The 26,405-nt window shown below is 36.2% G+C and carries 27 protein-coding genes and 1 other annotated feature; of the genes, 18 read left to right on the top strand and 9 right to left on the bottom strand.

Annotated features, from left to right (window positions below; genetic code table 11):
* The first annotated feature begins 31 nt into the window (after positions 1-31).
* Positions 32-961 carry an aminoglycoside phosphotransferase family protein gene (locus tag NSQ95_RS09015; protein ID WP_342560727.1) on the top strand — a complete coding sequence of 310 codons (930 nt, stop codon included), beginning with the start codon at positions 32-34 and terminating at the stop codon, positions 959-961.
* Between the two features lie 120 nt (positions 962-1,081).
* Positions 1,082-1,279, top strand: coding sequence for a hypothetical protein (locus tag NSQ95_RS09020; protein WP_342560728.1), 198 nt, complete (start codon positions 1,082-1,084; stop codon positions 1,277-1,279).
* Positions 1,280-1,614: 335 nt separating this feature from the next.
* Here NSQ95_RS09020 and NSQ95_RS09025 read toward each other — a convergent pair whose 3' ends face one another.
* The gene (locus tag NSQ95_RS09025) at positions 1,615-2,772 is read right to left on the bottom strand and encodes an acyl-CoA dehydrogenase family protein (protein WP_342560729.1); all 1,158 of its coding nucleotides are present in this window, start codon (positions 2,770-2,772) and stop codon (positions 1,615-1,617) included.
* 66 nt (positions 2,773-2,838) lie between these two features.
* Complete coding sequence (locus tag NSQ95_RS09030) at positions 2,839-3,771, bottom strand: aldo/keto reductase (protein ID WP_342560730.1); 933 nt, start codon at positions 3,769-3,771, stop codon at positions 2,839-2,841.
* Positions 3,772-4,471: 700 nt separating this feature from the next.
* Here NSQ95_RS09030 and NSQ95_RS09035 point away from each other — a divergent pair.
* Together NSQ95_RS09035 and fosB are read left to right on the top strand one after the other, a co-directional pair.
* A complete protein-coding gene (locus tag NSQ95_RS09035) occupies positions 4,472-5,044 on the top strand; it encodes a histidine phosphatase family protein (RefSeq protein ID WP_342560731.1) in 573 nt (190 codons plus the stop codon).
* Positions 5,034-5,462, top strand: a complete 429-nt coding sequence (fosB, locus tag NSQ95_RS09040) for a metallothiol transferase FosB (protein WP_342560732.1) — start codon at positions 5,034-5,036, stop codon at positions 5,460-5,462. Before NSQ95_RS09035 ends, fosB begins: the two co-directional genes overlap by 11 nt.
* A gap of 79 nt (positions 5,463-5,541) precedes the next feature.
* Here fosB and NSQ95_RS09045 read toward each other — a convergent pair whose 3' ends face one another.
* Genes NSQ95_RS09045 through NSQ95_RS09055 form a run of 3 tightly spaced genes read right to left on the bottom strand, consistent with a single transcriptional unit; the run spans position 5,542 to position 6,410 of the window.
* Positions 5,542-5,727 (bottom strand): hypothetical protein, encoded by a 186-nt coding sequence (locus NSQ95_RS09045; RefSeq protein ID WP_169361334.1) that lies wholly within the window; start codon positions 5,725-5,727, stop codon positions 5,542-5,544.
* Between the two features lies 1 nt (position 5,728).
* Positions 5,729-5,902 carry a YvrJ family protein gene (locus NSQ95_RS09050; RefSeq protein WP_169361335.1) on the bottom strand — a complete coding sequence of 58 codons (174 nt, stop codon included), beginning with the start codon at positions 5,900-5,902 and terminating at the stop codon, positions 5,729-5,731.
* A complete protein-coding gene (locus tag NSQ95_RS09055) occupies positions 5,895-6,410 on the bottom strand; it encodes a sigma-70 family RNA polymerase sigma factor (RefSeq protein ID WP_169361336.1) in 516 nt (171 codons plus the stop codon). The genes NSQ95_RS09050 and NSQ95_RS09055 overlap by 8 nt, the downstream gene beginning before the upstream one ends.
* A gap of 423 nt (positions 6,411-6,833) precedes the next feature.
* Here NSQ95_RS09055 and NSQ95_RS09060 point away from each other — a divergent pair, with 423 nt between their 5' ends.
* The 5 genes from NSQ95_RS09060 to ileS all read left to right on the top strand — a co-directional run bounded on the left by NSQ95_RS09060 (position 6,834) and on the right by ileS (position 15,161).
* Positions 6,834-8,144: a helix-turn-helix domain-containing protein gene (locus tag NSQ95_RS09060; RefSeq protein WP_342560733.1), complete on the top strand. Its 1,311-nt coding sequence runs from the start codon at positions 6,834-6,836 to the stop codon at positions 8,142-8,144.
* Positions 8,145-8,533: 389 nt separating this feature from the next.
* Positions 8,534-9,850 carry a hemolysin family protein gene (locus NSQ95_RS09065; RefSeq protein ID WP_342560734.1) on the top strand — a complete coding sequence of 439 codons (1,317 nt, stop codon included), beginning with the start codon at positions 8,534-8,536 and terminating at the stop codon, positions 9,848-9,850.
* Positions 9,851-9,895: 45 nt separating this feature from the next.
* Positions 9,896-10,960, top strand: coding sequence for a hemolysin family protein (locus NSQ95_RS09070; RefSeq protein ID WP_342560735.1), 1,065 nt, complete (start codon positions 9,896-9,898; stop codon positions 10,958-10,960).
* A gap of 154 nt (positions 10,961-11,114) precedes the next feature.
* Entirely contained in the window at positions 11,115-11,669 is a 555-nt protein-coding gene (locus NSQ95_RS09075; RefSeq protein ID WP_342560802.1) for a GNAT family protein, read from the top strand.
* A 130-nt stretch (positions 11,670-11,799) separates the two neighbouring features.
* Positions 11,800-12,040: a binding site (T-box leader), on the top strand.
* A 52-nt stretch (positions 12,041-12,092) separates the two neighbouring features.
* A complete protein-coding gene (gene ileS, locus NSQ95_RS09080; protein ID WP_342560736.1) occupies positions 12,093-15,161 on the top strand; it encodes an isoleucine--tRNA ligase in 3,069 nt (1,022 codons plus the stop codon).
* Between the two features lie 51 nt (positions 15,162-15,212).
* Here ileS and NSQ95_RS09085 read toward each other — a convergent pair whose 3' ends face one another.
* Entirely contained in the window at positions 15,213-15,677 is a 465-nt protein-coding gene (locus tag NSQ95_RS09085) for a hypothetical protein (RefSeq protein ID WP_340883605.1), read from the bottom strand.
* A gap of 102 nt (positions 15,678-15,779) precedes the next feature.
* Here NSQ95_RS09085 and NSQ95_RS09090 point away from each other — a divergent pair, with 102 nt between their 5' ends.
* On the top strand, positions 15,780-16,580 hold the full coding sequence (locus tag NSQ95_RS09090) for a methyltransferase domain-containing protein (RefSeq protein ID WP_340883604.1): 801 nt from the start codon (positions 15,780-15,782) through the stop codon (positions 16,578-16,580).
* A 38-nt stretch (positions 16,581-16,618) separates the two neighbouring features.
* On the opposite strand, the gene NSQ95_RS09095 is transcribed toward NSQ95_RS09090, so the two are convergent.
* Positions 16,619-18,025 carry an HD domain-containing protein gene (locus NSQ95_RS09095; RefSeq protein WP_342560737.1) on the bottom strand — a complete coding sequence of 469 codons (1,407 nt, stop codon included), beginning with the start codon at positions 18,023-18,025 and terminating at the stop codon, positions 16,619-16,621.
* A 474-nt stretch (positions 18,026-18,499) separates the two neighbouring features.
* On the opposite strand from NSQ95_RS09095, the gene NSQ95_RS09100 reads away from it, so the two are divergent.
* The 5 genes from NSQ95_RS09100 to NSQ95_RS09120 all read left to right on the top strand — a co-directional run bounded on the left by NSQ95_RS09100 (position 18,500) and on the right by NSQ95_RS09120 (position 23,697).
* Positions 18,500-18,661 (top strand): hypothetical protein, encoded by a 162-nt coding sequence (locus tag NSQ95_RS09100; protein WP_169359217.1) that lies wholly within the window; start codon positions 18,500-18,502, stop codon positions 18,659-18,661.
* 687 nt (positions 18,662-19,348) lie between these two features.
* Positions 19,349-20,188: an ABC transporter permease subunit gene (locus tag NSQ95_RS09105; protein ID WP_298469961.1), complete on the top strand. Its 840-nt coding sequence runs from the start codon at positions 19,349-19,351 to the stop codon at positions 20,186-20,188.
* Positions 20,185-21,225 carry an ABC transporter permease subunit gene (locus NSQ95_RS09110; protein WP_340883601.1) on the top strand — a complete coding sequence of 347 codons (1,041 nt, stop codon included), beginning with the start codon at positions 20,185-20,187 and terminating at the stop codon, positions 21,223-21,225. Before NSQ95_RS09105 ends, NSQ95_RS09110 begins: the two co-directional genes overlap by 4 nt.
* Positions 21,226-21,538: 313 nt before the next feature.
* Complete coding sequence (locus NSQ95_RS09115) at positions 21,539-21,931, top strand: hypothetical protein (RefSeq protein WP_340883599.1); 393 nt, start codon at positions 21,539-21,541, stop codon at positions 21,929-21,931.
* Between the two features lie 512 nt (positions 21,932-22,443).
* Positions 22,444-23,697 carry a UV damage repair protein UvrX gene (locus NSQ95_RS09120; RefSeq protein ID WP_340883597.1) on the top strand — a complete coding sequence of 418 codons (1,254 nt, stop codon included), beginning with the start codon at positions 22,444-22,446 and terminating at the stop codon, positions 23,695-23,697.
* A 60-nt stretch (positions 23,698-23,757) separates the two neighbouring features.
* On the opposite strand, the gene NSQ95_RS09125 is transcribed toward NSQ95_RS09120, so the two are convergent.
* Together NSQ95_RS09125 and NSQ95_RS09130 are read right to left on the bottom strand one after the other, a co-directional pair.
* On the bottom strand, positions 23,758-24,261 hold the full coding sequence (locus NSQ95_RS09125) for a cytoplasmic protein (RefSeq protein ID WP_340883596.1): 504 nt from the start codon (positions 24,259-24,261) through the stop codon (positions 23,758-23,760).
* A 309-nt stretch (positions 24,262-24,570) separates the two neighbouring features.
* Positions 24,571-25,005 (bottom strand): GNAT family N-acetyltransferase, encoded by a 435-nt coding sequence (locus NSQ95_RS09130; RefSeq protein WP_340883595.1) that lies wholly within the window; start codon positions 25,003-25,005, stop codon positions 24,571-24,573.
* A 106-nt stretch (positions 25,006-25,111) separates the two neighbouring features.
* On the opposite strand from NSQ95_RS09130, the gene NSQ95_RS09135 reads away from it, so the two are divergent.
* The 3 genes from NSQ95_RS09135 (at position 25,112) to NSQ95_RS09145 (ending at position 26,405) form a co-directional block, all read left to right on the top strand.
* Positions 25,112-25,441, top strand: a complete 330-nt coding sequence (locus tag NSQ95_RS09135; protein ID WP_340883594.1) for an MFS transporter — start codon at positions 25,112-25,114, stop codon at positions 25,439-25,441.
* A 54-nt stretch (positions 25,442-25,495) separates the two neighbouring features.
* Positions 25,496-25,927, top strand: coding sequence for a GNAT family N-acetyltransferase (locus tag NSQ95_RS09140; protein WP_340883593.1), 432 nt, complete (start codon positions 25,496-25,498; stop codon positions 25,925-25,927).
* A 79-nt stretch (positions 25,928-26,006) separates the two neighbouring features.
* On the top strand, positions 26,007-26,405 hold the full coding sequence (locus NSQ95_RS09145; protein WP_340883592.1) for a VOC family protein: 399 nt from the start codon (positions 26,007-26,009) through the stop codon (positions 26,403-26,405).

Here is a 26,405-nt window from a genome sequence, read left to right on the forward strand (position 1 = left end):
GTATTAGCAACGATAGAAAGGAGGCAATCTTTTGAAAGTTAGTTTTGGTGAAATAAAAGAAAAAATCGTTTTACTTAAGCATTCTAAAAGTATTCAAGAGTTGTCAAAAGGATATTCCTCTGACCTGAAATTTATAGTTACGGATGAATTGGATAAAAAATATGTATTACGTCTTATGGAAATTAAATTGTATAAGAGAAAAAAGGAAGAATTTCAACTGCTCAATGAGCTTCGTCTATCACGCATTAAATGTCCCATGCCCGTAGAGATAGGGAGGATAGATGAATTAGGATTGTGTTATAACATCATGACTTATATAGAAGGAGAGGAAGCAAAAGATTATCTTCCTTATTTATCAGAGCAACAACAATATGAATTAGGGAAAGAGGCCGGGAAAGAGCTTTTTCGTATACATATGCTTCCTGCACCACTTAATTTGGAGAGCTGGCATATTAGATCAATTAAAAAACATAATAGATACCTAGAGCAATACAAAAGTTATAATTTAAGCTTTGAAAATATGGAGAGAGTCATTCATTTTATAGAGCAAAATAATGTATATTTGGAGAATCGTCCCAATCAATTCCAGCATGACGACTTTCATTTGGGAAATATCATTTTAAACAATCAGAGATATGGGGGTCTTATTGATTTTAACAATTTTGACTGGGGTGATCCTTGGCATGATTTTATGAAAATTCCTATTGCTAGTAGAGTGGAAAGTGTACCTTTTTCAATTGGTCAAATACATGGTTATTTTAATGATAATATTCCAAATGAATTTTGGAGGATATATAGTATTTATGCAGCTATGATGTGTTTTTCCAGTATAGTTTGGTCAATTAAAAGCTCTCCTCAGCAATTAGAAAAGTTTATGGAACGTATTAATCTATTATTACAGGATCACCATTTTTTCGAGGAGCTAGAACCAACCTGGTATAAGGATCCAGAAAGAGTGTAAGTCAATTTTACTTCAGTATTAAAAAGCTTATAAATTTCATTATCTTTTATTGTTCTTGGTTTTCTACAAAAACCGTACTTATAAACATGAATTAAATATGATTGGTAAGGAGAAAATCTGTTGGTTAACTTAATAGAAAGTGTAAACGAGGTAACGATCCTATTGCTGTGGCTATGTGGATATGCATATATTCGTCTGCTTAAAAAGACGAAGAGGGAAAGAAAGCTTAACAGGTTTGAAGTAATGATGTATATCATTACATATCTTGTAACTTTTTTATACGCAGCCTCTTATGTCCTTTTAACCTTTGGGACGTAACAAGAAAAGCGCAATCGCCTATGTCTGCCCCGACAGGCAAATGGAGAAAAGCGAGGAGGCAGTTCCTCAGCCACCGGAGCTTTTAACCATTTGACCCCGAGGGGCAAGGCGATGGAGCTAGCCAATCAAGAAAAGCGCAATCGCCTATGTCTGCCCCGACAGGCAAATGGAGAAAAGCGAGGAGGCAGTTCCTCAGCCACCGGAGCTTTTAACCATTTGACCCCGAGGGGCGAGGCGATGGAGCTAGTCATCAATTTATCCACAGGTTTCGAAGTTTATAACTTCTTAAACAAAATTAAAACGAAGCGAATGGACTGCTCTCCATTCGCTTCGTTTTAATTTTCGTCTTTCTTAGTTGCATCAATAGCTGCGCTTGCTAATTTTGACTTTATCATATCTTCCATAGGAGGGTTGTATAATCCTGCTCTCACATTTAGGTAGTAGCGATGCATCGGATTAGATTGAGATAGGGCTCTAGAGCCAACTATTTTCATAGCCAAATCGACTATTTTAATAGCTCCATTCGTGACGGCTATTTTAGTAATATCCAGTGACTCTTGAAGGGTCGTCTTATCTTCTGCTTGCTCATATCGTTCCACCGTTCCATAGAGCATATGTCTTGCAATGGATAACTCTAGTTCCATTTCGCCTATGATCTGCTTAATATTTGGAGTCTCAGCGATTGGCTTTCCTAAAGAGGTGGGGATATAAGAAGCCGCAAAGTCAACTGCGTATTTCCTTGCTGCAGAAGCGATCCCTAAGTAGCAGGCTGGAATATGAAGCATCCATCCCTTTGCTTCTGTCTTGGTAGCAGGTAAGGCTTTCAGGATATGATTTTCGGAAACTCTAACATTTTCTAAAATGAGGGTATGACTTGCAGTTCCTCTCATGGAAAGCATATCCCATGTTTCAAGAATAGAAACACCAGGACTGTCCCTAGGTACTACTATCATTTCAACAATGCCGATTTCGTTTGTGCATGTAACTATAATATAATCGAGTACAGGGGAAGCAGATGTAAAAGTTTTCTCACCATTAATCACTAAATCCTTGCCATCCCGTATAACCTTTGTACGGGGAAGAGCACCTCGTGTAGGGCTACCTGCATTATTTTCAGTGGCTGCACTATTAATGATTGCACCATTTGCTATTTCCTTTAAGAGCCAGTCAGCAGCATCTTGCTCCCAATGGTTGTTTTCTGCATATTCCAAAACGATACCGTTGTGCCATCCAATGGATAGTCCTGTAGCACCACTTCCCTCAGAAATAGCTTCCTGTGCTAGTATGTATTCATACAATCCTAAGCCTTGCCCTCCGTACTCTTTTGGTAAAGTTAAAGTAGGATAATCTATATTCTTTAAATCTTGGAAATCAGCAAAAGGAAAGGAGCCGAGTTGATCGAGCTCCGGCTCTCTATGTCTAAAAACTGGTTTTAAATCGTTTATCTTAGAAATTAGCTCAAATTGTTCTTCTGTTTTAATAAATTGGTCCATAGCTTGACATCCTCTCTCTATATATTGCTATGCAAGTCTAGGCGCTTAAATTGATAAAAAGATAAATCAGTGGAAGATACTAGAGATTTTGTTTATTTCATCTTTAGAAAGCTCAATTTCTAGAGTCTTAATATTCTCTAGTACTTGCTCTGGCCTTTTAGCACCAGGAATTACAACGTCAATTGATTCCTGTTTTAAATACCAAGCTAACACGAAATTAGAAACCGCTACATGCTTATTATTGGCAATTGCCTTCAATTCATCCACTTTATTTAAATTCTGAATGAATGCATCTCCCTGGAACAATGGGTTCTTTGCTCGTCCATCTTCAAATGTACTATTAGGAGAAAATTTTCCTGTCAATAAGCCAGAAGCTAATGGGAAATAAGGTATAAAGGAGATATTATTTTCTAGAGAGTAAGGGATTAAGTCATCTTCTGCATCTCGTTTAAAAAGATTATAGCCAGATTGGATGACTTCAATATAACCATCTTTGTTTCCTTCTCTTAACTGATCCATTGAAAAGTTGGATACCCCTATAGAACGGATTTTTCCTTCCTCTTTTAATCTATGAAGTTCTCCAACAGCCTCATATTTCGGTGTTTGTTCATCTGGAAAGTGTATATAAAATAAATCAATATAGTCTGTTTGTAGGCGTCTTAAGCTGTTTTCGACCGTCTCTCTTAGAAATTTTGGTGAATTGTCTACTTCCATTTTGTCATTCATGTACTTTTGTCCACCTTTTGTAGCAAGAACAACATTAGATCTTTGTCCTGTCTCTTTAAGTACCTCACCAATTAGAATTTCTGATTTTTCCGGCCCGTACATATAAGCGGTGTCTATAAAGTTAATGTCATTTTGAAGGGCTGCACGAACAATTTCTTTACCAGTTTCGTCCTTTAAATTAGGGAATATATTGTGTCCTCCAACAGCATTAGTGCCCAGACCTATGGGATTTACAAATAACCCAGTACTACCAATCTCCACTTTATTAGACATAAAAAACCAACTCCTTTTCTATGGATAATTACTCTTTTATCTTATCAATAAATAAAATAGAGGCCTAATGAAAGAACTTCCAATGTAACTATACTGTTAAATATATTTCCTATGCAGAGGAAAAGTAAACTATTATGTCGAAATATGAACTAATGGGATACTAGAGAAGAAATATAAATATTTAATAGGGTAGATTCATACATAGAAGTTTTTTAATTAAATAAAATGCTGTTAATGCTTGTCAAGTGTAGGAAACAAGTCTATAAAATAAAATTCACAAAGAGGAGGGAATGAATGAAATCTCATACAAGCTTTTCAAATAATCGTTCAAGAGTCTGGATATGGCTAGTGATTATCCCTATTGTGATTACTTTTCTTTCAATGAAATTTCTTCCTCCTGCACTTCTCTTTTTACCGAATTTATTACTAGCATTGTTTTTCCTCCTCTATTTTATGAGGCTCGTTGGGAAAATTAGGAGTGAGAAAGCTAAATAACGTTTCTCTAAGTTATTTCAAATAATGGAATCGTAACATGATCTATTTAATCTTTATATTGATCGGCAGCAACTATAGGTGAAGTGATACAAATAAATCATTTAACACGTTCTAGTCTGAGTTGGTGATTCTAGCCAATCCCGCGTAAAAGGACCGACTGAGAGCGAAAATCATTATTTAAAACTTGAGGGGGAAGGGGTCTCTAATGACTAACATCTATTTTGTAAGACACGCGCATTCAACCTATTCAACAGACGAGGTAGGTCGACCATTATCTCTTAGAGGTTTAAGTGATGCAAAGCTTGTTGCGAATTTGTTAATGCAACATGATATTGACCATGTTATATCAAGTCCTTATAAAAGGGCTATACAAACTGTAGAAAAAGTGGCTCAGCAATTTAATTTGACTATCGAGCTAGTAGAAGGATTTAGAGAAAGAACATTATCAGAACATCCGGTTCCGAATTTTGAAGAAGCAATAGCAAAGGTTTGGGAAGAACCAGCTTTTTCATGGGAGGGAGGGGAATCAAATCTAGTTGCCCAGGAGAGAGGTATAACGTCCTTATTGCAGGTATTAGATGAATGGCAGGGTAAAAACGTGGTGATTGGAACTCATGGTAATATAATGGTTTTAATTATGAATTATTTTGATGTCAAATATAATTTAGCTTTCTGGGATCAGCTCCAAATGCCTGATATTTATCAGTTGTCATTTGAAGGTAAAAAATTGAGGGATGTTAAAAGAATATCAGAAGAAGAGGTACTACATGGACATTAAAGGCATTAACCATTTATTATTTTCTGTTTCTAATCTTCAAAGGTCCATACAGTTTTATAAAGATGTGTTGAATGCAAAACTATTAGTTGTTGGAAATACCACCGCTTATTTTGACGTAAATGGAATATGGTTAGCATTAAATGAAGAGCCACATATACCTAGAAACGATATAAAATATTCCTATACACATATCGCATTTACCGTAGACGAAAAGGATTTCCAGGATATTTGTAAAAGGCTACAGGCATTAAAAGTTACAATCCTTCCTTCGCGTAAGAGAGAGGAAAGAGATAAGCAGTCCATATATTTTACAGATCCCGATGGGCATAAATTCGAGTATCATACTGGTACATTAGAGGATCGGTTGAGGTATTATAAAGAGGACAAGCAACATATGCGATTTTATGAAGACGCTTAAAATCCTTTAACACCCATACTTGCAAAGAAGGGTGTTAAAGGTCAATGAGTAAAAGTTGTGGAAAGTTAAAAATATAATCTCATCTCCTATTCATCTCAAAGAATCCCGGCACCTCTTGTGTAACCTTGTTATTGATTATTTTTAGTATCTTTTCTATTAAGTCCTGCTCCAGGTCTTCTCTGTATTCAAAGCTTGTTTGATATAAAACACTTTCCATTTTAGGCTCAAGCTGTTTAAGAAGCTTCAAAATTTCAGCTTCGTCCATTTCATTTCCCCCCTTTTTTCTTTTCTAAGTTATGAACGACAGTATTGGATAGATTGTGCAATGAATTTTCTAGTGCCTCCAGCTTATTTTCAAAACGGTGAAGTAAATAAATGGAGACTACAATTGGAAAGCCGAAGTTGCCAAGCAACTGAACAATATTGCTAGCTTCAATCATACGTAAGCTCCTTTCGAATGTTTTCGATTATATTTCGTCTTGATTTTGAAACCGCTTGTTGCGAAATGCCAAAATAATGTGCAATTTCCCGATCGGTCATTTGTTTTACAAAGACGAGTGATAATATTTTCTTCTGTCGTTCTGAAAGCTTTCTTATACTAAAAAATAATTTATCAGACGAGATGTGGTCTGATATGTCATCTGAGAATCCAATAAAGTCTGTAAAAAATCTTTCATGATAAATGACTGATATTTTTTCATCACCGTCTAGTGATAAAATATTCCTCCTTCTGTGAAGACGCTCCTTTTGATCAAATCGTTTACTTTCAAAATGTAATACCTTAATCACATAGGTTAAGATACGAATATTTTGGTAAAATCTTTTAAACTCTCTATCTAATTTGTTTTTAATCTCTTGGCTATTGGTGTATTGATATTCTTCAAGCATCTTTTGATTGTCAGGGTAGCTGAGAAACTCTTCTATAATCTTTTTATTACCAGTAACCATTTTTAACATTCCCCCTTGAAAATAGAATGTAATACTTGGCTGGCGCTAAGGAAAAAGGGACTTTAGCAATGAGTGACTTGTTGTTCTCATATAAAGGGATTTTTTTATTATTTTTTACAACTCCCATGAAATGTTTTTGAAATAAAAGTAAAATATATAATTGTATATCCTAAATATTACTAATATTTGGATAAGAAATATACTAATATTTGTTGTGAAATAAAAAGAAAAAAGTATTATTATTTAATGCACTATAATAAGAATTTCTTTTTTTAGGTGAATTATTGTACAAAATATTGATTTTCGCTATGTTTTTCTTCTTTTTTTATAGAGTTGTAGAAAAAAGTCGAAAAAATAAAAAAAGGAATTCAGCGATGAAAAGAGAATTATAACCTATACTACATTGCAAGGAGGTGACTTCCGATGGGTGGTAGTATTGGTCTCATAATTAAGCAGGAAAGGTTAAATCGGAATATTAAACAAACGGTTTTGGCAAAGGGGATTTGTTCAACTTCCTATTTAAGCAAGATAGAAAGTAACTCAACGATACCTAGCGAAGATGTAGCACAGCCATTGTTAAAACGATTGAACTTGATGCTAGAAGAAATACCACTGGAAGAAGAAAACAAAGTTATTGAAGACTTATATGCATTATATAAAAGTGCTATTTTAAGTAGAGATCAAGAAATGGTCAGGGAACGCCTGCAGCAATATACATCACGGAAGATTAACTTTACTAATTTAAAAAATTTTTACAGTTACAATTTATACATGTTTCGATTGATGTTGATTGTTAACGAGGAAGTCCTTCAAATCTATCCAATTTATCAAGTCCTAATAAAAATGGAAGCAGATTTTGATGACAAACAAAGGTTTCTTCTAAATTTAAACCTTGGAATATATAACTATTTAATCGCTGAATATTATACTGCACTAGATAAGCTCGAGGATGCTCTGAAGCTGGTAAACTATAGCTCCTTTGAAGAATGGGAACTCGCCGATTTTCATAATGTTATAAGCTTGAGCTACTTTAAATGTAATGAGTATTTTAATGCCATTAACCATTCTAGTAAATCACTTAAGTATTATATGGATAATCTACTCTTTGAACGAGCAATTGATAGCTATATAGTTACAGGCATGGCCTATAAAAATATGAAGAACTATCAAGAAGCAGAAAAAAACTATAACTTAGCTAAAAAGCTGGCTATGGATTATAAGCTAACTCAATATAAAGGAATGCTCTATCAAAATTTAGGTTCTCTCCAGGCTATCCAAGAAAATCATGAAAAAGCAATTGAGTACTATACACTTAGCCTGTCGTATAAGGAAGGTCCTCAGCAGGTGGAAGGTTATATGATTACTACACTTTCCATTGTCAAAGAATATTCTAAGCAAAACGACCATCAAAGGGTCCTCAGCTGGTGTGAAGCGGGTTTCAGTAAAATGGACGAGGCTAGCATTCAGCAAAAAAGCAATATTAAATCTTACATACACCATTTTCACATATACCAGGCTCTTCATAATCATTCAGAGGAATTTGAAGCTATTGTTAAAAAAGGTATTAATTATTTTGAAAAAGTCCATGACGATCGACATGTTCAAAAGTACTCTATTCTTTTGGCGGACTACTACTATAGGAATAGCAGATTTAAAGCAGCGAACCTTTATTATCAAAAGGCGAATGAAATATTGTTTAGAAAAAAATCTATTACAAAATGGGAGGATTTATAAAATGAAAAAATTAATTATTCTGGGGTTAGTCACGTTAACGGTTTTGTTTAGCTTTGGAACATCTACTTTTGCTGAAGAAGAAGCACCTCGACCAACTTCATCTGGTAATTCAAACAATTAAAAGTCTCGTCATGGACTTTGGATAACTATTTAACTAATATCACCCACCTGTATAATTACAGGTGGGTGTCTATGTTATTTGTACGGAAATGCATAAATACTGATTAAAATGAAGAAATTCGGGTAGAAAATTGAGAAGGATGAAAAAATTTTGTTTTTTTGAAACCATAACGTGATGGTTTTCGTTATAATATACTAGAAAAGATTTTTAAGAGTCATGTAGAGTATTAAAAATAACGGAGGTGAATCCCTCTAAATGAGGGAACATATTGGACTCGAGTATATTAAATATCATTTTATTAATCATCTTTTTAGGTTTGACAGCATTTTTCGTAGCAGCTGAATTTGCAGTAGTCAAAATCCGTAAATCCAGAATTGATCAGTTAATCGAAGAAGGTAATAAAAAAGCTGAGATTGCAAAGAAAGTTGTAAGTGACCTTGATTATTACTTATCAGCGTGTCAGTTGGGTATTACAATCACAGCTATTGGGTTAGGTGCTTTCACAAAGCCTTACGTTAAGCATTTAATGTATCCTATTTTTGAATGGCTCAATACTCCTGAAACTGTAATGAATATTTTATCTTATGGTATCTCACTTGCGATTGTAAGTTACCTACATGTCGTTATTGGAGAAATGGCACCAAAAACATTAGCAATTCAATTTTCGGAGAAAGTCACATTAATGTTGGCACCAAGTCTATATTATTTCGGTAAAGTAATGTATCCGTTTATTAGAGCATTAAATGGTACATCACGATTTCTATTGCGTGCTGTAGGTGTTAAAGCAGCTAGCGAGGATCAAGCCTATTCGGAAGAAGAGCTTAAAATAATTATGTCCCAAAGTTTCCAAGGTGGGGAAATTGATAAGCAAGAATTGGAATATATGGAGAATGTATTCGCCTTCGATGAGCGTGTTGTCAAAGACATTATGGTTCCTCGCCCAGAGTTTGTTGCTATTGATAGGGATATGAATACTACAGAAATAGTATCGATTTTAGATGAGCATAATTACACACGTTATCCAGTCGTTGAGGAAAACGATAAAGATAAAATTATTGGCTTTGTAAATGCAAATAAGTTACTTAGTCGCATAGTAACGAACCGTCCTGCTGATTTGAGTGATTTTGTTCGCACGATTCCATTTGTGTTTGAGCAAACACCGATTCAAAATGCATTATTAAAAATGCAGGAGGAGCGTGTACATATAGCGGTGGCTGTCGATGAGTATGGTGGTACCGCTGGTATTTTAACGTTGGAAGATATACTAGAAGAGCTCGTTGGAGAAATTCGTGATGAATTTGATGCGGATGAAGTGGATGAGATTCGTAAGACGGGCGAAAACGAGTATACAATTAATAACCGAGCATTATTAGAAGAACTAGAGGATCGCTTTGGTATTGACTTCGAGGATAGTGAAGATATAGATACAATTGGTGGTTGGGCACTAAATGAAGGTTTTAAAAACACATCGGAAGTTAACGAGGGAATGGAAATACAGCACGGTGATCATCTATGGATTATTGGTGAAGTAGAAAACTACCATATTAAAGAAGTGATCTTCAAGCAAAATTATTTTAAACAATAATTACGATTATTAATGGAGGTGAATCCCTTTCCATAAGGGAGTTAATTGGACGGTATAATTATTTTAAACTTAGCGTTAATCACATTATTTATTTTATTGACAGCGTTTTTCGTAGGGGCAGAATTCGCAATTTTAAAAGTGCGTATGTCACGAATTGACCAGCTTATCTCGGAAGGAAACAAAAAAGCAGTCGTCGCCAAGAAAGTTACACAAGATTTAGATTACTATTTATCAGCGTGTCAGCTAGGAATAACAGTGACAGCTCTAATTTTGGGAGCACTTGGAGAACCGACCGTTGAAAAAATGTTAGCACCAGTATTTGAATATTTAAATTTAGGTGAAGCTCTTTCAACCGCACTTTCCTATGTCATAGCGTTATCGGTTGTCACATTTTTACACGTAGTTCTTGGTGAATTAATGCCTAAAACATTAGCAATTCAATATGCTGATAAAATGACACTTCTTTTAGCACCACCTCTTTATTGGTTCGGGAAAGTTTCTAAGCCGTTTATCTCAGCGTTAAATGGATCCGCTCGTGCGTTATTAAAAATATTTGGAGTAAAGCCTGCGGGACATGACGAAGTGTATTCTGAAGAAGAGTTGAAAATGATTGTTACACAAAGCTTTGCAGGTGGAGAAATCAACCAAACCGAACTTGCTTATTTGGAAAATATATTTGCATTTGATACTCGTCAGCTAAAGGATATTATGATTCCACGGTCAGAGGTAATCATGTTAGAGAAACAGCAAACGCTTGAGCAAATGGTGGCGGTCATTGAAGAGTTCGAATATACACGCTATCCAGTCATTGACGTTTTAAAAAAGAAGAATGACGTAATTGGATTTATTAACACGAAGGAAATGTTAACGGATATCGCTGCTGGACGTTCTAATGACGTGACATTCTTCATCCATGAAATCCCAAGATTCAAAAATTCAACAGTTATTAAAGAGGTATTCTTAAAAATGCAACAAACGCGTAAGCACATGGCCATTGTAACAGATGGTAAAGGAGTTATCGTGGGTCTTGTTACAATGGAGGATATATTATCAGAAATTGTCGGTGAGATCCAAGATGAAGATGATGGAGACTTCGTATATGCAACATAACGGTGTTTTTTAAACAATACATTTGAACAGGAACCCGAATAGTGTACACGTAACAAGTGGACCTATTCGGGTTTTAATGTTAGAGAATAGATTAAATACAACCATCACGTTTTAGTTTTGAATATTTTGGTATCAAAATATTGTGTGGAGGGGGATAGCTATGAAAGCATTATATTTGGAAACTGATCGCTTGATACTCAGAACATTTAATGAGGATGATTATGAGAACTGGTCAAATGGATTCAATCATCGATTACCTTCTCAATATAAATACGACGAAGGATATAAAACAATGGAGAAGGTTTCTAAGGAGTGGTTCTCTGAATGGATCAAAGGTTTTAATAAGGCTCAAGAGAACGACGAAATGTACATATTGGGTGTTTTTAGAAAAGAAGATGGAGTTAATATCGGAAAGGTAGAACTAATCACAATTCTTAGGATGGATTATCAATGGGCGATGATGGGATATTCTATTCATAACCAATATTGGAAGAAGGGGTATGGAGTCGAAAGTGTGAGAGAAGCTAAAGATTATTTTTTTGACTCTTTAAAGTTCCAACGAATTGAACTTCATATTAATGTTGATAATAGGCCGTCCGAAAATCTTGCTAAAAGAGCCGGCTTCAAATACGAGTGTACACGAGAGAAATTTTCTATGGAAGAGGAAGAATGGGCAGACTTTCTAATTTATTATGCGCTTAGAGAATAAGCTTGTACCTTTGATAAGTAACATTTGAAACCAACTAAAAGAACGAATATTTATATTTTTTGCTAAGTAATAAATAATCCTATTGACATTAGTTTTACATACATGATAAATTTATCCACAATAAAACCATACAAATTCGTTGATGAGAAAAAGTAAATGATAAATCTATTCCAAAGAGAGCCGACGCTATGCTGAAAGTCGGTGTTTAGGTTATTTTTGAAAATCCTCTCTGAGAAGTCGCACTGAACTAAGTAAGTGTGATCGGGTGTCTACCGTTAAAAGGAACGCGTATGCTTGTACGTGGCTAAGTGCTATTGAAATGAAGATTTCAATGGAATTAGGGTGGTATCACGGTTAAACCCGTCCCTTTACTGGGGCGGGTTTTTTGTATGTTTTATTAAATTGAACAAGGAGTGATATCAGATGGTTAACAAGGACGTAAAGAAGACGGTTTTACAACGCGAGGAGCAGATACGAAAGATGTGGGAGGAGCATAATGTATTTCAGGCATCTGTTGAGCAACGAGATGGAAATCCTACATTTGTGTTTTATGAAGGTCCTCCTACAGCGAACGGTATGCCACATGTAGGGCATGCCCTCGGTAGAACGATCAAGGATCTGGTCGCTAGATATAAAACAACGAAGGGTTATCAGGTCATTAGAAAAGCAGGCTGGGATACTCACGGGCTACCAGTTGAACTTGGCGTAGAAAAACAGCTTGGTATTTCTGGTAAGAAGGATATTGAAGATTATGGAATCGAAGCATTTATCAAGAAATGTAAGGAAAGCGTATTTGTTTACGAAAAGGAATGGCGTGATTTCACAGAAAAACTGGGATACTGGGTCGATATGGATAGCCCCTACATGACGATGAGTAATAGCTATATTGAAAGTGTATGGCATATCCTTGGTACTATACATGATCAAGGTCTGCTACAAAAAGGTCATCGGGTTTCCCCATATTGTCCTAGCTGTCAAACGACCTTAAGTTCGCACGAGGTATCTCAAGGTTATAAAACGGTTAAAGACTTATCTGCAATAGTTAAGTTTAAGCTTACACATAAAGAGAATGAGTATTTTCTTGGATGGACTACTACTCCTTGGACACTGCCGGCAAATGTAGCCTTGGCGGTTAATCCCTCGCTTGAATACGTTCGAGCGAAGAAAGGGGAGGAGGTATATATCCTCGCAAGAGATTTAGTAAAAAAAGTATTGAAAGAGGGATATGAGATTCTTTCCACCTTAAAGGGGGCAGAATTAGAGGGTCTTACCTATACACCACTTTTTGATATTGTACATGTAAAACAGGGATATAAAGTAGTTACCGCAAATTACGTTTCAAGTGAAAGCGGAACTGGTGTAGTGCATATCGCACCAGCGTATGGGGAAGAAGATTACAAAGTGATGAAGGAAAATAGCTTACCTTTTATTCATGTAGTAGATGAAAGAGGGAGGTTTACGATAGCCGTCGAGGGGTTGGAAGGACGTTTTGTTAAAGAATGTGATTTAGAAATTATACGATTACTCTCCCATAAAGGACTACTGTTTTACAAGGAAAAATACGAGCATAGCTATCCCTATTGCTGGCGCTGTGATTCCCCATTACTCTATTACGCAATGGAAAGCTGGTTTATACAAACTACAGCCTTAAAAGAACAATTTTTAGCTAATAATGAATCTGTATCTTGGCATCCAGAGCATCTCAAGCATGGTAGGTTCGGCAACTTTTTAGAGCAAATGGTCGACTGGAATATCAGTCGTAATCGTTACTGGGGGACTCCACTTAATGTATGGGAATGCAGCAATTGTAAGCTTGAGATCGCCCCTAAAAGTATAGAAGAATTGAGCAAGTATTCGCTACATCCTCTAGGAAGTATTGAGCTCCATAAGCCATACGTAGATGATGTTCGCCTCTGTTGTCCGTCGTGTGCTGGAGCTATGATGAGAACTCCTGAGGTAATCGATGTATGGTTTGACAGCGGTTCTATGCCATTTGCCCAATATCATTCTCCATTTGAGAATGACAAGCTATTCTCTAAACAGTTTCCAGCAGATTTGATAGTAGAGGGGATTGATCAAACAAGAGGATGGTTTTACAGTCTTTTGGCTGTTTCTACACTGTTCACAGGCAAGTCACCATACAAGCGTGTTCTTTCCACTGGGCATATTTTAGATGAGAACGGCCAAAAGATGTCTAAAAGCAAAGGGAATGCGTTGGATCCTGTTGAGCTGATCCAATACTATGGGGCAGATTCACTGAGATGGGCTTTACTCGTTGACAGTGCCCCCTGGAATGCAAAAAGATTTTCCGAACGAATTGTTCAAGAGGCGAAATCTAAGCTGGTTGATACACTAGACAATGTTTATCATTTTTATAGACTCTATACTTCTTTAGACAAATATGTCGTAACGGGAGATAAAGCACTTCAGCAAACAACATTAGATAAGTGGATTCTATCCTGCCTTCATAGTACCATTCGCAACGTTAACATTAAATTAGATGAGTTTAACTTTACGAGTGCAGCAAGAGATATTGCACGTTTAGTGGAACAAATAAGCAACTGGTACATTAGAAGATCGAGGGAACGTTTTTGGTCAAGTGGTCTCAATAACGATAAAGTAGCAGCATATGAAACGCTTTACGAGGTATTGACTAAAGTAAGCCAATTACTTGCGCCATTTACACCTTTTATCGTTGAAGAGATATACGTGGCACTTACCGGAAAAAGTGTCCATCTTACGGATTACCCACAGTCTGATGAATCCCTAATCGATCAATTACTCGAGCAGGAGATGGGTGAGGTATTACAGGTTGTGGAACTAGGAAGAAGCATTCGCAACAGTCTTGCTATAAAGGTAAAGCAGCCACTAGCACAATTGTTTGTGATGAGCAGCAAACCACTAAATTGGAATGCATATGAAAGTATTATAATGGAAGAGCTAAATATCAAGGAGATTCATCTGCTTAACAGCAGAGAGGAATATTTTACTTCAACTGTGAGATTAGATTTTAAAAAATCAGCTGCTAAGTTTGGCAAACAATCAAATAGTATTAATATGAGGCTAAATAACTTAACATCTAGTCAGGTAAGCGAGCTTATTCAAAATAGAAGCATAAAGTTAGAAGAAAATCTTGTTTTACTAGAAGACGTTTTAATAGAGAAAAAAGTAAAGGATGGCTTTGCTTATGGAACTAGTAATGACATGACTGTTTTGATAAATGTGACATTAACAGAAGCCTTGATACATGAGGGGTGGATGCGTGAGTTAATCAGAGCGATCCAATCCTATCGGAAGCAGTTGCTTTTACCTGTAGAAAAAAGAGTAAATATCAGCCTTCACACAACTCCCGAGATGCTTGCAGTCATAAACAATTTTTATCCATTGTTAGAGCAAAGTGTATTAATAAATCAGCTTATCGTTAAACAACAAAGAGTATCAGGTATAAATGTGACAATTGGTGGTCATGAGATTGAAATAGCACTCGAATAAATACTAAAAAAAGGGACATTCTTTCGCGAATGGTCCCTTTTCATGTCTCTATTAATGCCAAGTATTACTCTCCACTAAACGAGCGAATAAAACATAAAACTCTCTTTCTGGATATTTCTGTTTCATTTTATCAATATGTTTAACAGCATACTCTTCTGCCTCTTTATAAGTAAGGTGGGTCATCGTGCCGCCTGAATTGGTACACATAGGTGGAGTTGCTTCGTTAATTTGTACAAAGGTGAATGTGATATAAATCCTTTCAGGAAGGTATTGGGCTCTTTTTAATTCGTCATCTGCTGTTCGATCGTTTTCTGAAAAATAGAATGTATCATGCTTATTCAGCAATCCAACTCTCTTTAACACCCACAGATCCGTGTAACCCATAGAAACTTCTTCTCGAAGGTTTGTATAGATTTCCTCTAGGCTATCACCTATTTTAGGGAAGGCATCTCCTCGGTTAGTTAAGTAAACAAAGTAGCTGATATTTTGAGTTTCATCCAGTAGCTTCTTGATCATTTTGCTCCTCCTTTTATTTTTAAATTATGATAAAGTAAGTATATTACATTAATTCATACTATTGTTTATTTTCGCCTAAACTTTAGTGAAAGGGTAGAGAAAATGGAAAAATTATTATCTTATATGAAAACTGTAGGAGATTCTTCTATTCAACTTATACAGCTTCAACATCGCCTAGGGCTAGTACAGGCATTTAATATTGAAAAGGGCATGAGAGTGCTAGAAATCGGGTGTGGTCAAGGTGATACCACAGTTGCATTGGCAGATGCAGTAGGTGAAACAGGATTTGTAATGGCAATTGATATTGCTGGCAGAGATTACGGTAAACCCATAACCTTAGGAGAAGCAACTGACTTTATAAAATCCTCCCCAATAGGTACCCGATTATCTTTTGATTTAGAAGCAGACTTCCTCATGATGAATATAGAAGAGACATACGATGTAGCTATTCTCTCTCACTGTCTTTGGTATTTTCAAGATCCTGCTATATTGCTTTCTTATCTTAAACGATTAAAGAAGGTAGCTAAGCGCATATGTATCGCCGAGTGGGACCTAGAATGGACTAAGCCAGAGCAGCTTGCCCATTTTTACTCAGCGAGCATATTAGCAATATATGCAGAACAGTTTGAAGACGATGGTAATATCCAAAATATTTTTCACAAGCAACAACTTAAAGAGATGCTGAAAGAAACAGGATGGAACCTGGTGGAAGCAAAAAATGTGGATGCATCGTTCCTACAAGATGGCAAATGGGAAGTAGACTATGCGATATCAGTGAGAGAGAAATTTAATCGTTCTCCCATTAAACTACAAACGCTAATTCAGAGTTATTATGCCTTACTAGAGAAAGCTACTAATAAGGATGTTCAATCATTAAACAGTATAGTATTAATCGCAAACTAGCCTAACACACTATAAGATTGCTAGATTCTTATGGTGTGTTAGGCAGGGTTTGTTTCATCATTCACGATATCGGTTATTTCTTTAACAGCCTTGGATGTTTTCACAAAATGAAGCCACTTTGCATTAGCAGTTATTTTATTTTTCACATGGAGCTCTACTATATCTTTATCCTTTAAAATTGTTTGAAGTGAGCTTATCTTGCCATTTACTTTAGCAAAGGCTAGTTTATTTGCCAAAGTCGGATTAAGTGCATATGCAAAGTCAATGATGTTGGAGTTAACTGGTAACTTAATAATATCCATTTTTGGTGTGTATATTTCTATTTCTTTATAAAAAAGTTCTAGAGAAACTAGCTCACAAAATGCAATTGGGTTATTCGTAATGGATTTAGCAAAAGGAATCGAGTTCCCTAAAAGAGAGGTACTTAGTGTAGTAGAATCAATGGACTTTAAGCAAGCGAATATACCATACTGGTAAAAGTATTGTGTTTGCCTATCCTGTAAAACAATTGTCATTGGAATGCCAGCTACTCTAACCTTTGTTTTGAGCTGTTTGATAAAGGGGTGTTTTTCAATGGCAATTTGGTCTACAAAATGATCTGGCATTGTTTCAAATGTGGAATGCACTAGACCAAGAGCTGTATAGCAGTTGAAGGTAGAATCAATCGTAATGTGAACAGTAAACATATCCGAAAGGTAGAATCCTTCACTCAACAAGTTGTACCCTTGAAATAAGGGGATATTAATCCATCTATGTTTGGTAATTATGTGTGTGGTATCCTCTTTCATTAGTTTAGTAATAAATTCCTCATAGGATTCCTCATAGACTTTTGTATAGTTATTTATCTTCTCACGAAATTGCTTATACCGTTCCGGATGCAAATAGCTGAAGGCTAGCTCTTCCAGCTCCCTTTGGAGTGTAAACAACCCTATTCTTTCTGCTAATGGTGAAAAATAAAGAAGTGTTTCGTTTGAATAGGGAATTTTCTTTTCCGTTCTTTTGATAGCCAGGGTTCTCATATTATGCAAACGATCTGCTAGTTTAATAGCAGCTATTCGTATATCTTGAATAGCATAGGATAGGAGCTTCTCCATATTTATGGCACTATACTCCTCTTTTTCAAACGTACCTTTTTCGAACTTCGTTAACCCATCCACGATAAAGGCGACATCTTTTCCAAATAAAAGCTCTATTTCCTTGAGATCAACTGTTGTATCTTCCACTACATCATGAAGTAAGGAGCAGACTAAAGTCGTTATGTCAGCCTTGTATTCGGATAGAATCAGGCACACCTCGAAAGGGTGGATAATGTAAGGCTCACCAGTTGCTCTTGTTTGGCCAACATGCGCCTTTTCTGCAAAGTCCATGGCACTTCTTAGTTGAACTAATTCTCTTTCCTCTAAATAGTTACAGCTATGTATAAGCTGCTCTTTTACTTCCTTCATTTGAAATCACCTCCATTTATTAATATATGTATTAAGTCCTCCTTGAGCAAAGCAATTTAGACTAATTAAGTGGTATTTATATTTATTCTACCGAAATCTCAGAATTCCTTTTTAAATGATAGAACAATCCTAAATATTTGGAGTCTACCCGTATGAGCGCCAATAAATGAATGGAGAGTGTCCCATAAAGAGTGAAAACTCGCCCATAAAATATGAAATAGTGCCCCATAAAGATTAAGAAGTGTCCCATAAACGAGGAAAGCGCCCGTAAATGGTTGGAGAGTGTCCCATAAACATTGAAAACTCGCCCGTAAAATATGAAATAATGTCCCATAAAGATTAAGAAGTGTCCCATAAATTGAGTGTAATTCACTCGAGGTTACAAGATTTTAAATTATCTATTCGATGTTCCTAATTTTTGATTAAAAGTTTCTTTTTAGATAAATTTAAAGTAATGCTTGAGGAGGGTTTAATATGAAATGTGGTGCAAAATGCTTTTTAGTGGAGATGGAAGTGAATGGAGTAGTAGAGGTTATACCGGTGAACGCCCGATCACCAATTGAGGCAAGAAAAACTATTCGTTTAGAATATGGGAAAGAAACTAAGGTTCTCACAGTTACTCCCGAAAAAAGTTAGCCAATAATTTATAGATTATTTTTCTAATCGTTATATGAAATGACGCAAAAAAATGAGCTGGACCACGTAGTCCAAGCTCATTTTTTGTGTTTTATCAAGACACACAGTTAATCAACTTAATCGACCTTTTTAGTAAAAGCCCAGATAAGACTAATTATTACTGAGCTGATTATAGTTGCCAATAATAAGGAAAATAAACTTACAAATAAAAATGAACCATAATCCTCTAATTCCTTAAACGGATTATCTGTAATGAAAGAATCACTTATCAGAAATACTAATAAAGTTGGGATAAAAATATAGGGAAATAATTTCTTGAAATAGCTGTTGAAATCTAGATATTTAGAGTTTTTTGTTTTGCTTATCATATAAAATCCCCCATAGATAAACTACACCGTTGAGTGTCGCTTCAGAATTGAGTAATGCCTCTTATATTCATTACTTTACATATATTAACTTATTCGACATAGTCCGATAAAAACCTTCCTCTTACCATAACCTTCAAAGTTAACCATTTACCCATTACAGAGATTTTTTAGAATCATAGTTTAAGTGAAGCATTTAACAATTAAAACTAAAAACTACCTTTTTCCTCTAAATATATTGAGTCTCCTGAAAATTCTCTTTTATTCGTTAATTATTGTGATATGATAATTTCATCGTAAATTTTAGTCACGGGGGATTATTATGAAAGTTTTTTGGAGATGGATGTTTCAGCTAGGTGTTGCGTTTATTGGTATTGTACTGATTAGTGGATTACCGTTGTTAATTACAGGCTTCCAGCAAGGGGAGTTTTGGTGGAAAGAATATAGAGACCACCTATTTGGATTGTTTCCTTTAAGTAAACTATTAGAAAAATATGCGGGTTTGCATATTGGAGAATACATCCAGTATTCTCTCGAGACTTTATTTTTGGCACTTATAGTGGCTGTTCTGTTAGCTCTATTTTTTACTGTGATCACTATGTTATGTAAAGAACGAGTTAGACAGCGGATTAAAACTGTTTTTTTCTTTTTGGAATCAATTCCGGATATATTGATTATAATGCTCATTCAGCTTCTAGTGATCATCATTCATAGGCATACAGGAGTATTTGTGAAGATAGCCGTTACAGGTGGGGAGAAAATTTATTTGCTTCCAGTAGTATGTTTGATGATTCTTCCTATGGTTCAGCTTTACCGATTAAGTATGCTTACTTTTGAGGCAGAGGAACGGAAAATGTATACAGAGCTTGCAAGATCGCTTGGATTCGGCAAATTGATTATTTTACTCATACATATGTTTAGAAACGCGATTATTAGTATCTTTTTTCAATCGAAAAAAACGATGTGGTTTATGCTTTCCAACTTATTTATCCTAGAACGTATGTTTAATATGCCAGGTATTATGTTTTATTTGAGTGCTAATATAACTGGAGAGTTATTTTTTATAACGGTGTGTAGCTTCTTTTTCCCAGTGTTCCTCCTGTATAGCTTTGGTGAATGGTATTTTCTACGTCATGTGAACAAGGGGAGAGCAATAGGATGAAGCAAAAATCAATTTGGAGACAGCCTTATTTTGTGTTTGGATTTATTATATTAGCCTTCTTTTTATTAGGTAGTTTTATATTTGAATGGATTTTTGGACCAGATCCGAAGCAAACCTACTTTTTAATGGAGAATGGCAGAGTTATAGAAGCTGCGCCGTTATCTCCTAGCTGGATGCACCCACTTGGGACGGACCAGTATGGCTATGACATGTTTGCTAAAATCATGCTTGGTGCAAAATATACCATCATTTCGGCAATGGGTGTTGCAGCTGTTCGAATGCTCATCGCAGTACCGCTAGGGTTTGCAATCGGTACTTATTGGCAGAAGAGACGTACGCTTATTAACAGTGCTATTGATCCTCTACATTATATTCCTATGACGATATTCTCTTATCTAATGCTTTACCCTGTGTTATGGGAGCCGATGGAGGGATTTTCTACAACAGTATGGGAGCGAATTATTATTCAAGTAGTATTAATGGCAATCATTACGGTACCGATAGTAGCTTCACTTATAGGTAATGAGGCTAACCTTCTCTATCAGGAGGAATATGTTTTAGCTTCTAAAACACTGGGTGCTGGACGACCGAGAATTATTACTCGTCATCTATTTCCAATGATGAGAGAGAAATTATTTGTTTTATATGGCCAACAGGTAGTAGAAACATTAGTGGTGTTCACTCACCTAGGATTGTTGCAATTATATATTGGAGGTACGGCAGTTAGCTATGACCCTATGTTTGGAGACCCTCCAAAATCGATTGCCTATGAATGGGCTGGACTTTTTGGATCATCTTTCCGATATTTACAAGGTGTGCCTTGGCTCCCACTAGGTCCTGCAATATGCTTTGCCTTAGTTATTTTAGCCATTTCCGCCATGATAGAAGGTTATACTCGGGCTGTGAATGGACAAGTCAGAATTCCAAAGAGAAAGAAAGTGGCGTTTGTATCTGAGGACGTCGTGGAATGGAATAAGCAACAGCTACAGGATAAAATGCAACTTTTACATGAGGGGAAAGAAAAGCAGAAAGTTTAGGAAAACCTATTAACCTCCTCTCATGTAAGCCAGAGGTCACTAAGTAGAATGAATGACAGCTAGGCTCATAATAAAGACAAGTCTATGTTGTAACTAACGAGTTTACTTCAGAGGCGCAAACATAGTAAAACGCACTTGAATTCAAAATGTAATTCACAGTGCGTTTTTACTGTTTTAATTTTGGGGGATTAGTAGGTGAATTACACACTTAGGATAATGGATATTTATGTTAAAATGATATTACGGATCTGGAAAGATTGTAAAAGGGTGTCCTTGCGCTAACCGGGCAGGTTAATAAAATGGAGGGGAATTTTTGAAAAGAAACAAAGTACTAATTTTCATTATATCTGTGATTTTTTTATTGTGCTTAGTGTGGATTTTATTTCCTAATAAAAGTGCAGAAGTAAAAAGGTTCACCTATGAGATAGAGGAAAACAATGATGACCTTATTTTTGAAGTTAACTTTCAATTCATTAATTATACAGGTGATTTTAGTTATGCAACTATTGTTTTAGACAGTTTTTTTTATCAGCGACTTAAGAATCCCGAATCTGTTGAACCCATTTTTTTAAACGGTTTAGTATCTGGTTCTACAACAATAATTATTAACAAAGAGGATTTAACTCCAGACTTTATTGAATCGTTAAAATCAAAGGAAAGAAATCCTTTTCGTGCTATAAGTATCGGGGAAGAAATTATTTTGTAATAAATCGACTAACGGGGCGTTCGTTAAAATAGATAGAAAAGATCTGTGACATAACTAGTCAATAAATTAAAAGATGTGAGATCAGCAACTTGATTTCACGTCTTTACTTTTTTAAAGATAACTGATTTCTAATTAAAAATTATTTCTCTGTTCTCATTGTTTGGAGCAAAGCGACGTGAGGAGATTAAAATCGTGCACCGCAGAAAGCGCCCGCCGGAGCGGAAAACAGCTATATTGTATTTTGAAGAAACTTTTGTTGCAACCTTTTTTATCTGCGAAATATACTGTGATTTATTTTGTGAAATACTGTGTTTTTAAGACGGTGATTTTACGTTTGCACCTCACAAGTAAACCTGTAATTGTAACGAGTTTTTAAATTTAAAATGGCCATCCGAGCAAATGTCAGCCAGTCCGATACAACTCCTCCAATGGTCTACATTACCATTGAATAAGAACGTACGTTTGTATTATACTAAGAGGAACAAATGTTTCTTTTGGGAGGAGAAGCTTTTATGTATGAGGGCTTAGAAGATCGAAGCATTATTTGTATAGACATCCGAAGCTTTTTTGCAAGCTGTGCTGCGGCAGAGGCGGGGCTTGATGTGATGAATACGCCTATTGCGGTTATTGGAAACTTGGAGCAGAAGGGAAGTATTGTGCTTGCTGCTTCACCTCCGATGAAAAAAAGGTTTGGTGTTAAAACGGGGTCCAGATTATTTGAAATACCAGACGATCCTTCCATCCATCTACTAGAGCCGAAAATGGAGTTTTTTGTTCGGGTTTCAATGGAGATAACACGTTATTTAAATCAGTTTGTCCCAAGTGAATCTATTCATGTGTACAGCGTGGATGAATGCTTTGCTGATTTAGGGGGAACCGAAAAGCTTTGGGGACCAATTGAGCGTACAGTCAAACGTATTCAGGATGGCCTGCATTATCAGTTTCAGCTTCCATGTGCAGTGGGGTTGGGGCCGAATATGCTTGTGGCAAAGCTGGCACTTGATTTGGAGGCAAAAAAAACTGGCTTTGCCAAATGGACGTATAAAGACATCCCTAAAAAGCTGTGGCCTGTTTCCCCGTTAAGTGAAATGTGGGGGATAGGATCACGATTGGAAAAAACGTTAAATAATATGGGGATTTTCAATGTAGGGCAGCTCGCAAACACTTCCTTGGATCTACTGGAGGAAAAATTTGGGGTGATGGGAAATCAGCTGTACCACCATGCCTGGGGGATAGATCTCTCGGAACTGGGAGCACCCATTGTAGATGGTCAGATAAGCTATGGAAAGGGTCAAGTATTGTTTCGCGACTATCGAACGAAAAAAGAAGTAATGGCAGTCATACTGGAAATGTGTGAGGACGTGGCCAGAAGAACAAGAGAAGCTAATATGGTTGGACGCACTATTCATCTATCGGTCGGTTATAGTAAGGAAGTTTTTGGTGGTGGATTCAATCGTTCACGCTCTATAGATGAACCAACGAATGCGACCATGAAAATCTATAAAATGTGCGAGCAAATTTTTGATGACTTTTACGACCGCAGCCCGGTAAGGAAACTATCCATTTCGATCACCAATCTAGAGCCAGAGAACTCGATGCAGCTAAGCCTTTTTGAGGAAGGGAAGTGGAAGGAACGAAAGCTTGGGAAAACGATGGATTATCTTCGAAACAAGTATGGTTCAACCGCTGTTTTACGTGCAGTTTCCTATACGGAAGCTGGCACTGCTGTTAAGCGGGCGGGCCTACTTGGAGGACATAAGAAATAAAAAAGGGAGGACTTGGACGTTGGTCACAAGCCTCCTTTTTTACATACTAGAACCATTATTTTAGTCTAGCTTAATCATAATAGTGTCATGAGGCATTACTTTCATACTTGGCTTAATGCATTGGTCATTTACCAAAATAGAACCGCTTTTTATTTTATCAACGACAACAGTCCTACTCCAATCAGGTATTTGTTGAGAAAGAAGAGAGTCAATACGATACACCCCTTCTATAGACTTAATCATTATATGAACTTCCGATACTCGATTTTCTAGATAAAGATGAACGGGTATTTCTGTCAAAATGCTTTTTTGATATACAGGCTCTCGTCCATAAACCCTCTCATGTTTACGAAAAGCTTTATAAATGTCTAGCTTTTTATTCCAAGTGTGGTTTTTTTCGCATTTGTAAATAGCAAATCGGTATATATGCTTCCCATTAGAATTATGTCTTCGTATATTAGTGTCGGTAAACGTAGAGTTTTTCCCACACATTTTGCAATGCTTTATCTCTGAACGAACTGTTTGCTTCTTTAGAATTTCCCAATCATGACGTATAACGGTCATTTCCTTCACCTCATATAAGATAAAGGAACAATTGCATCCGTTTGGACATTGGTAGAATCGTTATTAATTTGTACAACAAAAAAGAGACCCCAAAAGGATCCCTAAAAGCATACGAAACTACTGGTTTGCTCTTGTTCCTTTGTAATGGTAGATGGGCAGACTAATCCCTTGGTTAAAATAATCAGGAAAAGTGCTATCCAATTTAGTTGATCCATTACAAAGTAAATGTTGGCATAAGAGTTTGTATCCTTTCTCCAAACAGATTTAATCGTATTGTAGCATAAATTTTTTATTTTTAGAATAGTTAAATTAATTTAAGTGTTTGGTCATTAAAAGGTGGGGAATACCATCCTCCATGAAAGCATCGGAGGCTGTGTGATAACCAAGTTTCACGTAGAAGCCCTCGGCGTGCGTTTGACCGTGAAGCTTAACCTTAGAAAGACTCATATCCTTCGCTATTTCCTCTAGGGAATGGATAATGACTTTTCCTAATCCGAGTTTACGGAATGGCTCTAAAATGCAGATGCGTTCTAGCTTTCCTACTCCATCGACCGCTCGAATACGACCCGTACCTACTGCTTTATGATCGATGGACACTAAAATATGCTGGCACTGCCCATCCAACTGATCAAATTGATCAAATTCATCCTCTAAAGGAACACCCTGCTCTTCAACAAACACACTTTTTCTTATATTAAAAGCATTTTTTAAAGCTTCTTCCGTTGTAATTTTCTCGACAGTCATTTGCTTCATTCCTTTACATAATAATATAAATCTATTATTTCATAAATTATGTTATTTCGAGAAGAAAAGCAATGGAAAACTATTGGGAGAAGGAGGTATTTAGCTAATGCAAAAAGAATATAAAGCTATGGAGGTGAACGTTTTGTATTTTATTGTTGCAATTATTATATTAATAACCTTTATAGTAACAACCTTCCTGTCCTTGCTCGTGTCAAAAAAGTGGGGGCGCCGTCATGCGATGCTAACGAGTTTTGGAGTAAATGCATGCTTATTAGGAATAGTGGCAGCTATATTGTATGAGATGGACGCAAAAGAATTTTTGAAGAATACAAATAGTTTTAACGTTATGCTGTTGGCGGTGCCTGTTCTTTCATGGATCAATTGCTTTGTTATTATGCAAAAAAGCAAAACTTACACATCTAATAGGATGCAGTGAACTACCTTTCATCAGTACGTTTTAGAGTAATAACCGTGTAGGGATGGTGTTTAATTGGATGAAATTGTAGGAAACCAAATAGACGTACATATTTTTAAGTTACTAGAGCATGCCACATCAACCGAAAGAGTAAGAGAAGAATATAATCTGTATCAACAAATAGAAACAAGAACGCTTTATGGCTGGCAAACCAATGACGTCTATGTTGCATGTATAGGAATAGAAATGATAGAGAGACATCATGCAGAAATAAAGCATATAGCAGTTACCCCGAATAGTCGAAAACAAAAACTAGGAAGCAGAATGATAGATTATGTCGTGCAGGAGTTAGGGCTTCATCGATTAACCGCGGAAACAGACTGCGAATCGGTAGGTTTTTATCGGCGTTACGGGTTTACTGTTTCGAGCCTTGGCGAAAAATATCCTGGGGTGGAACGGTTCTTGTGTGGGTGGGAAGTAAAGACCCTGTCTACCAAACCAAAATAGGTGTGTCCAACTATAAACTTATGAAGAAGGATGCAAACACGAGGGTCCATACAATCAAGTTAAATACGGAGGAATGCTAATGTTTTTTGAAATGACAGTCCAAATAAGAGTATCCGATTTCACAAAAGGTCATCAATGGTATAAAACATTATTAAAAAGAGAGGGAGATCTTATTCCTCATGATGGGTTTGTAGAATGGGAAATAATTTCAGGCTGTTGGCTTCAGGTTTCGGAAGGCACTTCAGCAAAGGGGAGTGGTCCGTTGCGTTTAGCTGTGAAGGATTTGGTTGCAGAACGTGACCGAGTGATGAAGGAACTTAATATAGAATACTTCGAAATTCACTCGAGGGAAGAAGTTGGGGCTAAATGGGCCACTTTTATGGATCCATGGGAAAACCAAATTGGCTTTTTTGAATACATTGATAAACAGGAAGAAAAAGAGCGAATACAGTTGTTGAATAAGAATCAAAGCAATTAA

The organism is Psychrobacillus sp. FSL W7-1457 (genome assembly GCF_038593405.1).
Taxonomy (GTDB): Bacteria; Bacillota; Bacilli; order Bacillales_A; family Planococcaceae; genus Psychrobacillus.